The 13,995-nt window shown below is 41.1% G+C and carries 11 protein-coding genes and 2 tRNA genes; 2 read left to right on the forward strand and 11 right to left on the reverse strand.

Annotated elements, in window-relative coordinates; translation table 11 throughout:
• Positions 1 to 11 precede the first annotated feature (11 nt).
• The 7 genes from AC1MCB_RS14465 to AC1MCB_RS14495 form a co-directional block, all read right to left on the reverse strand.
• Positions 12 to 1,370, reverse strand: coding sequence for a sensor histidine kinase (locus AC1MCB_RS14465; protein WP_479965418.1), 1,359 nt, complete (start codon positions 1,368 to 1,370; stop codon positions 12 to 14).
• 207 nt (positions 1,371 to 1,577) lie between these two features.
• Positions 1,578 to 2,324, reverse strand: coding sequence for a DUF4114 domain-containing protein (locus tag AC1MCB_RS14470; protein WP_479965419.1), 747 nt, complete (start codon positions 2,322 to 2,324; stop codon positions 1,578 to 1,580).
• Between the two features lie 283 nt (positions 2,325 to 2,607).
• Positions 2,608 to 3,174 (reverse strand): serine O-acetyltransferase, encoded by a 567-nt coding sequence (locus tag AC1MCB_RS14475; RefSeq protein ID WP_479965420.1) that lies wholly within the window; start codon positions 3,172 to 3,174, stop codon positions 2,608 to 2,610.
• Between the two features lie 351 nt (positions 3,175 to 3,525).
• Positions 3,526 to 3,602 (reverse strand) — tRNA-Asp (locus tag AC1MCB_RS14480).
• 64 nt (positions 3,603 to 3,666) lie between these two features.
• Positions 3,667 to 3,739 (reverse strand) — tRNA-Lys (locus AC1MCB_RS14485).
• A gap of 169 nt (positions 3,740 to 3,908) precedes the next feature.
• A complete protein-coding gene (prfA, locus tag AC1MCB_RS14490) occupies positions 3,909 to 4,982 on the reverse strand; it encodes a peptide chain release factor 1 (protein ID WP_479965421.1) in 1,074 nt (357 codons plus the stop codon).
• Positions 4,983 to 5,162: 180 nt separating this feature from the next.
• On the reverse strand, positions 5,163 to 5,939 hold the full coding sequence (locus tag AC1MCB_RS14495; RefSeq protein WP_479968746.1) for a UDP-2,3-diacylglucosamine diphosphatase: 777 nt from the start codon (positions 5,937 to 5,939) through the stop codon (positions 5,163 to 5,165).
• Positions 5,940 to 6,044: 105 nt separating this feature from the next.
• On the opposite strand from AC1MCB_RS14495, the gene AC1MCB_RS14500 reads away from it, so the two are divergent.
• A complete protein-coding gene (locus AC1MCB_RS14500; RefSeq protein WP_479965422.1) occupies positions 6,045 to 8,180 on the forward strand; it encodes a prolyl oligopeptidase family serine peptidase in 2,136 nt (711 codons plus the stop codon).
• A 79-nt stretch (positions 8,181 to 8,259) separates the two neighbouring features.
• Here the strand turns inward: AC1MCB_RS14500 and AC1MCB_RS14505 are convergent, their stop codons facing one another.
• Both AC1MCB_RS14505 and AC1MCB_RS14510 read right to left on the reverse strand, forming a co-directional pair.
• On the reverse strand, positions 8,260 to 9,987 hold the full coding sequence (locus AC1MCB_RS14505) for a S41 family peptidase (RefSeq protein ID WP_479965423.1): 1,728 nt from the start codon (positions 9,985 to 9,987) through the stop codon (positions 8,260 to 8,262).
• Between the two features lie 99 nt (positions 9,988 to 10,086).
• Positions 10,087 to 10,302 carry a CsbD family protein gene (locus AC1MCB_RS14510; RefSeq protein WP_479965424.1) on the reverse strand — a complete coding sequence of 72 codons (216 nt, stop codon included), beginning with the start codon at positions 10,300 to 10,302 and terminating at the stop codon, positions 10,087 to 10,089.
• A 126-nt stretch (positions 10,303 to 10,428) separates the two neighbouring features.
• Between AC1MCB_RS14510 and AC1MCB_RS14515 the strand changes: the two genes are divergently transcribed.
• Positions 10,429 to 11,031 (forward strand): porin family protein, encoded by a 603-nt coding sequence (locus AC1MCB_RS14515; protein WP_479965425.1) that lies wholly within the window; start codon positions 10,429 to 10,431, stop codon positions 11,029 to 11,031.
• 148 nt (positions 11,032 to 11,179) lie between these two features.
• Here AC1MCB_RS14515 and AC1MCB_RS14520 read toward each other — a convergent pair whose 3' ends face one another.
• Together AC1MCB_RS14520 and AC1MCB_RS14525 are read right to left on the reverse strand one after the other, a co-directional pair.
• Positions 11,180 to 13,060: an outer membrane protein assembly factor BamB family protein gene (locus tag AC1MCB_RS14520; protein WP_479965426.1), complete on the reverse strand. Its 1,881-nt coding sequence runs from the start codon at positions 13,058 to 13,060 to the stop codon at positions 11,180 to 11,182.
• A 139-nt stretch (positions 13,061 to 13,199) separates the two neighbouring features.
• The gene (locus AC1MCB_RS14525) at positions 13,200 to 13,991 is read right to left on the reverse strand and encodes a DUF4397 domain-containing protein (protein WP_479965427.1); all 792 of its coding nucleotides are present in this window, start codon (positions 13,989 to 13,991) and stop codon (positions 13,200 to 13,202) included.
• Positions 13,992 to 13,995 lie beyond the last annotated feature (4 nt).

Here is a 13,995-nt window from a genome sequence, read left to right on the forward strand (position 1 = left end):
CTTTACCATGTTCATAAGTTTACCGGAATTAATATACAAAATTCTGCATACTCACCTTCTTTAGTGTCAACCCTCATTTCTCCCTGATGGCTCTTGGTAATGATATCGTAACTTAATGACAGACCTAATCCGGTGCCCTCGCCAACTGGCTTGGTCGTAAAAAATGGTTGGTAAATTTTATCAATAATTTTAGAGGGAATTCCTAGGCCGTTATCCCGAATCTTAATCAATACCTTGTTTTTGATTCTTTTGGTTTCCACCCAGACCGTAGGCTCATAACCTTGTTTGTTTTGTCTTCGCTTTTCGTTTACTGAATAAAAAGCGTTTGTTAACAGATTTAGAATAACCCGGCCCAAGTCCTGAGGTAAAACATTTATTTCACCGATGGAATTATCAAAATTGGTATTCAACAACACATTAAAATTTTTGTCTTTTGCTCTTAATCCGTGATAACTTAATCTTAAATATTCGTCCGTTAAGGCATTTATATCAACCGGTTCAATCTTACCATCGCTGTTCCTTGAATGCTGAAGCATTCCTTTTACAATCGCGTCTGCTCTTTTACCGTGATGCTTTATTTTCGCTAAATTCTCCTTAAGGGTCTCCAAAATTTCGGCTTCAGTTCCAGAATCACGAAGTTGCTTTCCACGCTCTTCCTGAAGTTCATCAATAAGCTCGGAGCTTACTTCCGAAAAGTTATTTACAAAGTTCAACGGATTCTGTATTTCATGCGCAATTCCGGCAGTTAATTCACCTAGAGACACTAGCTTTTCTTGTTGAATCAATTTCGTCTGGGTGGCACTTAAATCTGCCAATGCTCTTAGTAGGTCCTCCTTTTGTGCTGTCAGCTCAGCTGTACGTTGGTTCACCATTATTTCTAACTCTTCCTTTCTAGCAGCAATAATTTTATTCCGTTCTTCTTCAAATTTTCTCATTAATCGCTCCTTCTCGAGAGCCTTCTGTTGTTTATTATTATTAATCCACATTGCACCAAACCAGATCCAGGAAAAAACGAGCGCTGTTCCAAGGTAGTTGTTCAAAACCGTGAAAAGATCGGCAGAAAGCAATTCGATAATATCACTAACCAGGGTTATTGCAATAAACGGTATAACTCCCAGCAGTATAGTTCGACTGTGCTTTAAATCATCAGTCTTGTACATGAAAATAGCGATCCCAATTACAATCAGATGCCAGATCCACTTGGTTACTTTTTCTGCATCGAATATTGTTTCAATAAATAACAGACTAATTCCTCCAATAAGGAATGCTCTTAGAACGTGCGACCATTTAAATGAGGCGAGAAGCGGAACCCAGGATTTCTGAAGATACCGTAAAAGGAAAAAGGAGACCAGAAACGGAGCTAACGACATATAAGCACAATTCAATTAGTAGAAGTGTTTAGTCTTGATAAACCAGCTGTCAATGAAGTTATAAAAATGTTTGCTCGTTTTAAAATTTGGACGTTATAATAATAAAACTCAATAAGTTAACGCATTTATACGGAATTAATTAAAAATTGAGGCAAAAAAAAACCATCTTAATTTAATTAAGATGGTAATAAGAGGTAAGTCTTAATTTTATTTGCTTGGCACTACCGTAGCGTTGACAACAACGTCATTAAAATCGTGATCACATTCAGGAGAGGTTCTATTAATGTCTTCAAATCCGATAACAACTTTATTTTCAGCTGGATATTCGAAAAGAACAGTGTGAGCTTTTAATTCTACCAGGTTTTCAGGATTTAGCTCCTTATTTGAACAAAAGTGGGGCATTTTATCATTCACTTTTTTTGTTGTAAAATCCCAGCCTTTTTGAATTAATACAAAGCCAATGGAAGTTCCAGCCTCAATGGTTCCAAGCTTTACTTTATCCCCGGCTCTTAGTGATCCCCCATCATTTGCTTGTGCCAAGGGAAACATATAGGTGATTTTCGCTATATCTCCAGGCGTCTTTGGTGCGGCGCCTGTCTTATATAAGTAATAACCAACTGAATTTGAGTACCCTGTTCCTTCACTGATGAATGTGATAAAAACGTCAGATTTTACAGTAATTGCAAGATCCGCATTTTTCAAATAATCGGGATTCGTTGTCCGGATATCACTTCTTTCAGGCAATTTGCTCGCTATAAATGATGAGAATCCCGGACTCACAACGTCACGCTCCATATTTTTCGGCTTACCGGTTTCATCATATTCGCCAAGGTAAGCGTATTCTGTATCGGGAAATTCTACCGGAGTTGTACCGCCATTAATCGGTGCCTTTTCCTTTTTACAAGCTGTAAATGATATTAACAAAACGAATAAAACAGGTAAGTAATTCTTCATGAGTGCAGATTTAGGTATGAATAATAATATTAAAAATAAAAAAGCATGAAAGCTATTTTATTAAGGTGTAAACAATTATCTAGCCAATTTTATTGAAGTCTTTTATCGCAAGAAAATAAATAAAATTAGAGCTATTTAAAGGCAAGACTAACGCCATCTTCTGAATAAACCTCTGTACTTATAGGACAAGCTTGGCGGAGTGAAGAAGCCCTATTTAACGGCTAGATCATTGAGAAGTCAACTCATTATACCCAAAGAAAAATAGTAACAACAATTCGCCCGATCAAACAGCAATCCGCTCATCTATTATAAAGTTAACATACCCTTCCGTTGCGTCCACTCTAGGAATAATTTTGGCGGGGTTTCCTATAACCAATGAATCGGCTGGCACGTCAATATTGACATATGAGTTTGGCGCGATTAAGACGTTAGAGCCTATATTTACATTACCGACTATGACCGCTCCTGTTCCAATCCATACCTTGTCACCGATGGTAGGCACTCCCTTACGGTTGCCTCTGTTGGACATGCCTATTGTTGTGGAATGCGCGATGTTGCAGTTTCGGCCAATCTTTGCATTGCCATTGATAACTACCGTCCCAAAGTGACCGATGTAGAAACCTGCACCAATACTAGTGTTTACGGGTATTTGATAGCCAAATTTATAACCCAGGTGTCTTACAATGCATCGGTAAAAAAGGCCGAGCGGTGAAAATTTAGGATAACGAGACGCTTTCCGAAAGAAATACATATACCGGAACCCCTCACTGGCAAATCCTTTCAAAATAGACGTTCGCCCGCCGTATCTGAAAAGATCCGCTTTAATGATCTTGTTGATGTTTCCTGTCATTCTTAGCTTGTTAGTCAAATCTAAAGAAAAAGTAATGATCAAGCAAACTCGGCTATCATTGGGATAGCCAAACCCTTGTTATCCTGCCCCGATGGTATCAAACAGCAGCATTACGCAAAGGTTTGTGATCGGGGATTATACTGGAACTTATCCGACAAGCTGGATGCAACCTTAGTAGTTTACACTAAAAGGTCCGCCACCATATAGCATTATACAATATAAATTATTATTCAAATTGTAAATCGAAAACTAAAAAGGTAAGGAATGTGAGATTATAAACGAGAAGTTTAAGATATTTTCAAAAAGATACACGCAAAAAAAACCCCTTAGAAAGTATCTAAGGGGAATTGTTGGCGGTCCGGACGGGACTCGAACCCGCGACCCCATGCGTGACAGGCATGTATTCTAACCAACTGAACTACCGAACCGTTTCACCATTTGTATCTGCTGGATAACCAACATTGTTGGCCAAAGATACGTTTTTTTTTCTTGTGATCCCGCTGGGATTCGAACCCAGGACCCCAACATTAAAAGTGTTATGCTCTACCAGCTGAGCTACGGAATCATCATTTTTTGAGAACTTCTTTTAAGTGGTTTTCCTTAAAAGTGAGGCAAATATAGGGTTATAATCCATACAGTGCAACATTATATATTATTTAATTTCACTTAGTACCTAACCGCTTCATTCTCAATATTTAATATTTTACCTAATCTGCACATTTTCAATTCGGCACCTAAGCAACCGTACCATCTTTCATCTTTTCTGCATTTTCAGCAAGTTGAAGCTGGTCAATAATTTCCTGAATTTCCCCGTTCATCACATTGGGCAAGTTATAAATTGTTAAACCAATACGATGTTCTGTTACGCGGCCTTGAGGATAATTATAAGTCCGCACTTTTGCTGATCTGTCGCCTGTAGCCACCATTGTCTTGCGTTTCTTAGATTCTTCTTCCAACTTCTTAGCAAGTTCCAGTTCGTAAACCCGGCTTCGCAGAACCGCAAAAGCTTTGTCAAAGTTTTTAAGCTGTGATTTTTGATCCTGACATTGCGCCACTAGTCCCGTAGGAAGGTGAGTAAGCCTCACTGCAGAATAAGTTGTGTTCACTGATTGCCCACCAGGTCCGGAAGAACAAAAAAGGTCCTTACGGACATCATTCATGCTGATATCCACATCAAATTCATCCGCCTCGGGTAAAACCACTACAGAAGCTGCCGAGGTATGTACCCTACCCTGCGTTTCCGTATCCGGAACACGCTGCACGCGGTGAACTCCCGACTCATATTTCAGCTGACCATAAGAATCATCTGCAAGGACATTAAAAACGACCTCCTTATATCCGCCGGCTGACCCTTCTGTAACATCTACCACTTCTATCTTCCAACCCTTTCGCTCACAAAAACGGGTGTACATCCTATAGAGGTCACCAGCAAATAAAGCTGCTTCATCACCTCCCGTTCCACCTCGTATCTCAACAATCGCATGCTTGGCATCCTCTGGATCCTGAGGAATCAGCATAAGCCTGATTTTCTCTTCCAGGCTTTCCTGCTGCTCAAGCAACTCATCCAGGTCCATTTTTACCATTTCACGCATCTCGTCATCCTTCTCACTTGCGAGCAAGCCTTTATTAGTTTCAATGTTGCTAATAATGTTGCTGTAAATGTTGAATTCGTCAACTATCTTACCCAAGTCTTTGTACTCTTTATTTAACTGGGCGTAGCGTTTCATGTCGCTCATCACTGCCGGATTGCTCAACTCACGCTCTACCTCTTCCCAACGTTCTTTTATGAACTGTAATTTCTGTAACATATCGTTTTTTAGGGCTGAAATCGAAACTCCGATTCAGCATTCATCATTCATTTAACAGCAGAGATTTGACTTTATCTACCTGCTCCTGGTAGTCCTGCAACCATCATTCAAAATTGAATGAATGTGAGTTATTTACTAAAGATTTCCGCCAAAAAGCCTACAAAAATAATGCTTTTTAGGTTAACTTACCGTCATCTTATCAATGCTGGTCTGCGATTCAAAACACTTTATCACCAACCGCTCACCATTAAAAACCGCATATGAATTATAGTTTATCCATTCTCCCAGATTAATATAACGGCTATTGTCGATTTCAACGTCCAAAGGTAAGTGCCGGTGACCAAAAATCAAGTAATCAAAATGAGTCTTCGAAAGCAACTTTTTAGAATAGCTTATCAACCACTCTTGTTCAGCAGACTTAAATTCCTCTCTCTGATTATTTGCCAGCCTGCTCTTTGCCGACCACTTTTTAGCAATCCCAACACCAAAATTAGGATGGAGTCTCGCGAAAAGCCATTGGCAAAACTTGCTCCTAAAAAATTTCTTTAAAAATTTATATCCCGGGTCCCCAGGTCCAAGACCATCGCCATGATGTAAGAAAAACCTTTTCCCCGAACGTTCGATAATTAGTTCATCCGAGACTATTTCAATGCCAAGTTCCTCTTTGAAATAGTCGAACATCCACATGTCATGATTCCCCTTAAACATTACGATACGCACCCCGTTATCAGAAAGTTCAGCAAGCTTACCCAGTAGCCGAATATAGCCTTTCGGCACAACGGTGGCATATTCAAACCAGAAATCAAATATGTCGCCAAGTAAATAGATCTCAGCCGCAGTATCCTTAATAGAGTTTAGCCATCGAACGATACGATCTTCGCGCTGCCGGCTTGACAAATGATCAGGCACTCCCAGGTGAAAGTCAGATGCAAAGTATATGTACGTTCCGGAAGTCATTTGGCCAAAAATACATAAAAAACTACTTCCGCCTGACCCGGAAATCTGCAGCCGAAATTCCATTTCCAATACCTTTTACTAATTTTAGATTTTAACCAAATAATTATGAAGCAGTTTGCATATTTCAGTCTGGCTATCATAGCATTTGCCTGTCCGTTCAGCAGCTATGCCCAGCACAGTAGTAGTTCACCCACAAACATGACTTATCCCCAGACAAAGAAAACAGAAGTAACAGACACCTATTTCGGAACAACCGTTAAGGATCCTTATCGTTGGCTGGAAGACGACCGGGCCGCAGATACTAAGGAATGGGTGACAGCTCAAAACAAAGTCACTCAAGATTATCTTGCAAAAATTCCATTCCGGAGTGAAATCAAGAACAGACTGGAAAAACTCTGGAATTATGAAAAATACACCGCACCTTTTAAAGAGGGCAATTACATCTATTTCTATAAAAATGACGGTTTGCAAAACCAATATATTCTTTACCGTCAAAAAAAGAACGGCCCTGCTGAAGTGTTTTTAGATCCTAACAAATTCTCGCAGGATGCTACCACATCATTAGCAGGCATTGAATTTACAAAAGATGGCAGTATTGCTGCCTACCAAATTTCCGAAGGTGGTTCAGACTGGCGTAAAGTAATCATCTTAAAAACAGAAGATAAATCAATAATCGGCGATACTCTTCGTGATGTAAAGTTCTCCGGCCTTGCATGGCGCGGTAACGAAGGTTTCTATTACAGCAGCTATGAAAAACCTGCTGAGGGAAGCCAACTATCAGGGTTAACACAATACCATAAACTATTTTTCCATAAATTGGGTACTTCTCAAACAGAGGATCAATTGATTTTTGGTGGTGACGTTACCCCACGTCGTTACATCGGCGCTAGTGTTACCGACGATAACCGTTTTCTGGTTATTTCTGCATCGAAATCTACCACAGGAAATGAACTGTATATCCAGGACCTTTCAAAGCCAGGAAGCCCTATCACCAAAATGGTCGATAACTTTGACGGGAACCATACCGTGGTTGACAATATAGCAAGCAAGTTATTCATTCACACTAACTTAAACGCACCAAACTATAAAGTTGTAACGGTTGACGCATCGAATCCCCGCCCTGAAAACTGGAAAGATTTGATTCCTGAAACCAAAAATGTCCTGGATATCAGCACCGGCGGTGGTAAACTTTTCGCTAACTATTTAAAAGACGCAACCTCCCTGGTGATGCAATATGATATGGATGGACAGCTCGAGCGGACAATTACGTTGCCAGGTGTAGGTTCTGCAAGCGGTTTTAATGCTAAAAAGACAGAAAAAGAATTGTACTATACTTTTACCTCATATGTCTACCCACCAACAATTTTCAAATTCAACATCCCGTCGGGACAGTCGGTAGTGTTTAAAAAATCAGCCGTTGACTTTGACCCATCCCTGTATGAGTCCAGGCAGGTTTTCTATAAGTCAAAGGACGGAACTAGTATCCCGATGATCATCACGCATAAAAAAGGAATAGTCCTTAATGGCAGTAACCCTACTTTATTATATGCCTATGGCGGCTTTGGCGTAAGCTTAACGCCCTCTTTCAGCACATCTAACATCATTTTGTTAGAGCAAGGTGGAATCTATGCAGTTCCAAATATCCGCGGTGGTGGTGAGTATGGAGAGAAGTGGCACCTGGCTGGCACCAAATTGCAGAAGCAAAACGTATTTGACGACTTTATAGCCGCAGCAGAATATCTAATCGAAAACAAGTATACATCAAAAAATTACCTTGCCATTGCAGGCGGTTCCAATGGAGGTTTACTTGTCGGAGCTGTTATGAGCCAGCGCCCGGAGCTTTTTAAAGTTGCTTTTCCAGCAGTTGGGGTTTTGGATATGTTGCGTTATAACAAGTTCACTGCAGGCGCAGGCTGGGCTTACGATTACGGCACTGCCGAAGAATCGAAAGAAATGTTCGATTACCTGGTCAAGTACTCGCCCTATCATGCACTAAAACCAGGGGTTTCCTATCCGGCCACATTAATTACCACGGCAGATCATGACGATCGTGTGGTGCCGGCGCATTCTTTCAAGTTTGCTGCTCGTTTGCAGGATTATCACAAAGGTGCCAGCCCTGCATTAATTCGTATAGAAACTAATGCCGGACACGGAGCAGGGAAGCCTACTGGAAAAATCATCGAGGAGCAGGCCGACAAATGGGCCTTCATGCTCTACAACATGGGCTTGAGATTTCAGTAGTGATGGCATTGTAAATAAAAATGGTCTGGATATTAAATCCAGGCCATTTTTGCTATATAGTAGTTCAAACCGACTGGTTTCATTCCCCCGCGCGGGCAGAGAAATCTTCGCCGGGCTTGCCTATAGTTTTAAAAGTCCCTTCACCTTTCAGTATGGATGCAAATACGGAACGGTTGGCTATTACCTTCAAAGCTTCATTCATATCTCTATCATACTGGAAACCCTGTTCAACACGCCCCCGTTCAAAATAATACCGGGATACAATTTCGTTTTCCAAAACTTTCCGGATCTCTTCCTTAAACTGAAGAAGGTCATTCTTTTTACTGTGGCTCACTTTTAAGTTTAATGCGTCAAACTCTGACTTTATTTCTGCAAGCTTATTTTCTTTGTCGGCCTCTTCTTTCAAATCACCTAATAACTTTTCTGTTTTTGTTTTATAGTCATAATCCTTCCCTGATAAAAAACTAACAAATTTGGTGTACTCACTATCAGACAGTTTAAATTTGTCGGCACTCGGAATTGAAGCATTCTCACTTCGATACTGGGTAGCATAATCAAAAATGTAAAATTTACTTGCCAGAGTCTGCGTAATCAGGTTGTATTTAAGTGGTTTTACAAATACATCTGGGTAAATTCCACTGCCATCATAAACAAAGCGTCCGCTGCGGGTCTTATACTGCGATATCAGCGAATCCGCAACCTTAACAACACTCCCCTCAGAATCGCGGTGGGTATAATCGAGCGCCTGTATGCATCGGCCAGAAGGAGTATAATACTTTGCTACGGTTATCTTTACCAGACTATTGTATGGAAGGTTGAAGGTTTGCTGAACCAGACCTTTACCGAAGCTGCGCTGCCCAATAATAACAGCACGGTCCAAATCCTGTAATGAACCCGCAACAATCTCTGATGCTGAAGCGGACCGGTTGTTTACCAGGACCACCAGAGGCAGATTTGGTTCGAGGGCTGTATTAAAAGTTTTGTAATTGATTGTCTTTTCAATGTTGCGACCCTTCTGAGTCACCACCTTCACATCCTTGTCTACAAAAAGATTGACGATTTTGACAGCTTCCTGCAATATACCGCCACCGTTGTATCTCAGATCTAAAACCAAGCCCTGTAAATTATTCTTTTGCAACTCCAATAATGCTTCTTTAACCTCCTGACCTGAGTTTTCAAGAAATTTATCGAGCTTTATATACCCTATATTGTTCGGTAACATCCCGTAGTAGGTCACGTTATCCTGCTTTATTTCTTCCCGCGTCAGCTTCTTCTCAATAGGCTGAGAAACTGCCGGCCGACGTATCAGCAAGGTCACCGGGGTACCTTTCGGACCTTTAAGCATCAGGCTAACTTGTTCACTGGTCTTTCCTTTTAGGGGAACAGCATTAATCTGAAGAAGCTCATCCCCGGAACGCACATCAGCTTTTTGAGCCGGAAAGTCCTTGAAAGTTTCTGAAATGATAATCTTTCCATCCCGGTTAATAATACTTGAGCCCACCCCGCCATACTGAGTGCTTACATACTTAAGTTTATAGTTTTCAATCTCCGACTCCGGAATGTATTCGGTATATGGATCCAGATCATCCAGCATCGCGTCTATGCCGGTTTTCATTATTTTTGACGGGTGAACCTCATCAACATAATTGATGTTCAGATCCTTATACACCGAAAGAAATATGTCTGTATTCTTAGATATCTCGAACAGGTCGTCAACAAAAGAGAAAGAAAAAATTCCCACCAGAAAAGCTCCGGCTACAACACTTTTTCTAATTGTTCCTCTGAATAGTTTTTGCGAATAATTCATACCCTGATATTATGCAAACTAAATTACGAAAAAAGGAGTACGATAGTAGCAGGGTTGCAGAAATGTAGTCTTCTGCTGCTTAAAGGATTTTGGTGGTTACTATAAGCGGTTGTTATCGATATTGATTAACCCCTTTTTCAAAGTAAAAACAACGTATTGACGATCACGTTTCACTCGTTCCATCAGCCGGTTGATCAATTCTTCTTCCTGTCCTTCCTGATATGCCAGGTCATCATCGCTTAGGTGATTATATTTACGCTGAACCTTCAACTTTAAACGTTCCCATTCCTTATTGCTGATGCTAATTTCTGCCATGGCTTAGATTTGTACAAAAGTATACTTAATCATGAGAATTCTAAATCCTTTAAGGTACTTATTAAGTAAACAATATTTTTGCATGCTTTTTGTTTAATGGCATACTACTTTTAAATATTTGAAATTATGAAGAAACTCATCCTCGTTGCAGGCTTGCTGATAACAACGTCAGTTGCTGCATTAGCGCAATTACCTTCATTTACCGGTGGCGTAAAGGCTGGCGCAAATTATTCTCAATTAAAATCCGATGCAGACCTTACAGATGCCAATAGTATATTAGGATATCAGTTTGGTGTTTGGACCCGATTAGGCGGTGCCGGAATATACCTGCAACCCGAATTGTACCTCGGAAGTAAAGGAGGAGAAAATCCTATTATAATAAACGGAGGTACAGAAACGGAAGTGGATGGCGAAGTTAAATTTACTACGCTGGACCTGCCGATATTACTGGGAACTAAGTTTGGCCCTAATAAGCTAAATTTCCGTTTGATGGCCGGCCCTGTAATTTCCTTTGTCGTCGATAAGTCAACCACTACCGATAGCGCTTATGAAAGTATCCAGGATTACAAAGATCAGGCACTAGGTCTGCAAGCCGGCGCAGGAGTTGATGTAGGCAATTTAACCGTAGATCTTCGCTACGAAGCCGGTTTAAGCAACATCAGCAAAAGCGACAAGTACGATCAAAAACAAAATCTTTTTCATTTAAGTCTAGGCTTGAAGCTGTTTTAGTCCCGCCTTCTTTAAATAAAAGCCCGTTCCTAAGAGATAGGAACGGGCTTTTTTATTTAACAATATTCTTTTGCTATTTCGAAGAGAAGAGTTGCTGGCTTACATAAACCCGATCTATTAACCCACTTAGTTTGTAGCAAGATCTGAGTTAATTTGTGGTCAACCCTCTTCTTACCTGGTAACTCAAGCACGTTATAGTTCCATCCATCGAACTAACAATCACCTTACTCTTTCCAACTGGCAATAGAGGATTTAAAAGCGAATTAGATATCTTATACTGCCAAATTACTTTTCCTGATTCTCTGTCGATGGCTGAAGCTAGCCCTGCATGAGAGGGCACATAAACAATATTCCCTTTTTCGACAATGGCTGACGGGCTCAACTCATATGGAAGCTGGAGATTTGATTTCCATTCCAGTTGCATCGAATCAGCAGCAGACGATATTCCATACAGTTGACCATCCATTGTCTTTACAAAGACGAGCGAGCTATCTGCCGACAATCCCATTGATTCACGAACACGGATATCCTTCATTTGCTTGCGCCATATCACCTCGCCTGTGGAGGCGTTTAAGGAAGTCATGTATCTGTCAGGAGCCACCAGGAATATCCGTCCATTAGCGCCCACCGGATAACAGGCCGCAGGAGAAAACATTCTGGTTGCAGCACCATTACTCCATTTCCAGATGAGCTTGCCGGTCTGGATATCTAATGAATAGAAATCATTATTCCAGGTACCAAAAAAAACTTTATCCTGATAGACTAAAGGCTTGGTTACCACGAACCCGTTCACTTTATCGAAATCCCAAAGGAGCTTACCCGTTTTTAAGTTAAATGCCCTGAAGTGACCATCAGAAGCACCGATAAAGACTTGTCCCTTTTTTATGACAGGGGAGCCCAGAACTGGTTTCTGAGCATGCGCTTTCCAGATTAGTGTCCCGGATGAAGTGGACAGGCAGTAAATATAATTATCGGATGAGCCAACAACAACCCGCCCTTTCGATACCGCAGGAGTTGAATAGATTTTACCTCCGGTAGCAAATGTCCATTTCTGTTTACCGGTTTTGCCGTCCAAAGCATATATATGACCACTGGTGTTAGTGGCAATAATGAGTTTGCCAGCTACTGCGGTTCCAGCGCCAACATCACTTTTGTCCCGATATTTCCAGACTTCTTTTACCTCCGGATACTTGCTGTTAACGGTATAGTCAGGCCTGAAATACCTTGTGGTATCATTTTTAAAGTGGTGGTTTACCAATGGTACGGAAAGCCATGTTCTCTGAGTTGCCAAAACCGGAGTCCGTACCTCAAAAATGGCCGAGTCGTTTTGAAAAGAAACTATGTTGTACCCTCCGATGCTATCTTTAGCCCTGAGATTGGAACGACCCATCACCGACGGGATCCCATCCAGCTTAAGGAGACGGTTATTGTGTCCGTGTCCACAAAGCAAAAGCTGCACGTTTCGCTTCTTTAAACGATCAATAGCGTCATACCAATTATTCTGTTCGAAATCCTGCGGATAGTGATTAAGATAGATCACCGGCATTTCCGGTTTTTCCATATGGTTTAAAACAGAGTCAAGCCATACGATATTCTCCCTTGGAACTTGCCCCGGTCCCATGCGCATATTCGGTCCTGAACTCGTACCGGCAAAGAGATACCCGTTATGTGTAAAGGAAAAAGTCTCTGCGCCAAAGACCTTCCGAAAGCTATTGCTTCCACTTTCCGACCAGTTAGAATCATGGTTACCCGGAATGATATGCCAGGGTTTATCTAAGCTATCTAATATCTGCTTTGCTAACTTCAGTTCGTCGTCAGACCCAAATTCAGTGATGTCTCCGGTTATTACGACAAAACTTAAAGCACCGTTGGCGTTTATATCGGCAACCGTACGCCTCAAATCTTCTGCGGCGGTATTGCCTCCAATGTGCGTATCGGAAATGAATGCGAACTTAAAAGACTGTGCCTGACAAAGACTTGATGCGATAACCAGCAAGCTTAATAACGCGACTTTCCTTAACAAATTCATAGGATGATGTTGGGTTTCAATTGGAGTTATAAACAGTGCTAATTGTAATGAAGACGTAAAATAGTCACTTAGGCGAGCTATTTTGAATAAAAAAACCCTGCCATTCGTGACAGGGTTTAAATATTTAGAAAATTCGCCCTTAGCGATTAGCCGTATTGTCAAGAAACGGACGGGTTGCGAGGGTGGCGGAAACCACCGTAATATCTCCGCGCGAGCTGATCGTATAAACCTTTCCTGGCTCAAAAGAAACAACGGATGTACCGTTTCGCGTAATTGTATTTGTATTAGACCCCGGATAACGAGCGAAGACCTCATAGACACCAAAAGGAATTTTGGCGAATTCGGATGCACTTTTATAAGCTACTGCCGTGGCTACAACTATTTCAGCGCCTGAGGTGGTGTTCTTTACTACCAGGTCCATAGCTGATGGTGCATTTGAGATTCCGTTTACAAAGCGGACAAATGGTGCAGTACGATCGGCTGCCGGTAATTTGTCCTCTACAATAAAAGCGTCGGTGGTTTTTGCTGTAGAATTATATATCCCTGAAGTATATAACGAATAGTATTTTCCGCTTTCAACGGGGGCAGTTAGACTTGCCACCACTAAATTCGGATCTACAAGCGCAGTTGCAGAAATTTGACCTTTGAAGGTATAGGATCCTTCTTTAATCAAACTGTAGGTAGTTGACGGAAAAACATTGCCGTAAACAACTCCCGTAGGGCTTTCAACACCGGTTGCGTTAGTGGTAGCCGACATCTTTACGTCATTTGCATAAAAGTTGACAGACGGCGAGCTTACCCCAAAGTTGAAAAACTTTATTTGAGCTCCCCCAGTAAACGGGGAATCAATTTCCTGAATGGCATTTTTTTCACAGGAAGCACTAAATATGGATAGTAGTATAACTACTAATGCTTTATAATTTCTTTTCATCTCT

The sequence above is a fragment of the Daejeonella sp. AP26 genome (genome assembly GCF_056680515.1).

Excerpts from the sequence above, each read along its gene's own strand:
- AC1MCB_RS14465 (WP_479965418.1), bottom strand. The coding sequence starts at position 1,370 with ATGTCGTTAGCTCCGTTTCTGGTCTCCTTTTTCCTTTTACGGTATCTT.
- AC1MCB_RS14470 (WP_479965419.1), bottom strand. The coding sequence starts at position 2,324 with ATGAAGAATTACTTACCTGTTTTATTCGTTTTGTTAATATCATTTACA.
- AC1MCB_RS14475 (WP_479965420.1), bottom strand. The coding sequence starts at position 3,174 with ATGACAGGAAACATCAACAAGATCATTAAAGCGGATCTTTTCAGATAC.
- prfA (WP_479965421.1), bottom strand. The coding sequence starts at position 4,982 with ATGTTACAGAAATTACAGTTCATAAAAGAACGTTGGGAAGAGGTAGAG.
- AC1MCB_RS14495 (WP_479968746.1), bottom strand. The coding sequence starts at position 5,939 with ATGACTTCCGGAACGTACATATACTTTGCATCTGACTTTCACCTGGGA.
- AC1MCB_RS14500 (WP_479965422.1), top strand. The coding sequence starts at position 6,045 with ATGAAGCAGTTTGCATATTTCAGTCTGGCTATCATAGCATTTGCCTGT.
- AC1MCB_RS14505 (WP_479965423.1), bottom strand. The coding sequence starts at position 9,987 with ATGAATTATTCGCAAAAACTATTCAGAGGAACAATTAGAAAAAGTGTT.
- AC1MCB_RS14510 (WP_479965424.1), bottom strand. The coding sequence starts at position 10,302 with ATGGCAGAAATTAGCATCAGCAATAAGGAATGGGAACGTTTAAAGTTG.
- AC1MCB_RS14515 (WP_479965425.1), top strand. The coding sequence starts at position 10,429 with ATGAAGAAACTCATCCTCGTTGCAGGCTTGCTGATAACAACGTCAGTT.
- AC1MCB_RS14520 (WP_479965426.1), bottom strand. The coding sequence starts at position 13,060 with ATGAATTTGTTAAGGAAAGTCGCGTTATTAAGCTTGCTGGTTATCGCA.
- AC1MCB_RS14525 (WP_479965427.1), bottom strand. The coding sequence starts at position 13,991 with ATGAAAAGAAATTATAAAGCATTAGTAGTTATACTACTATCCATATTT.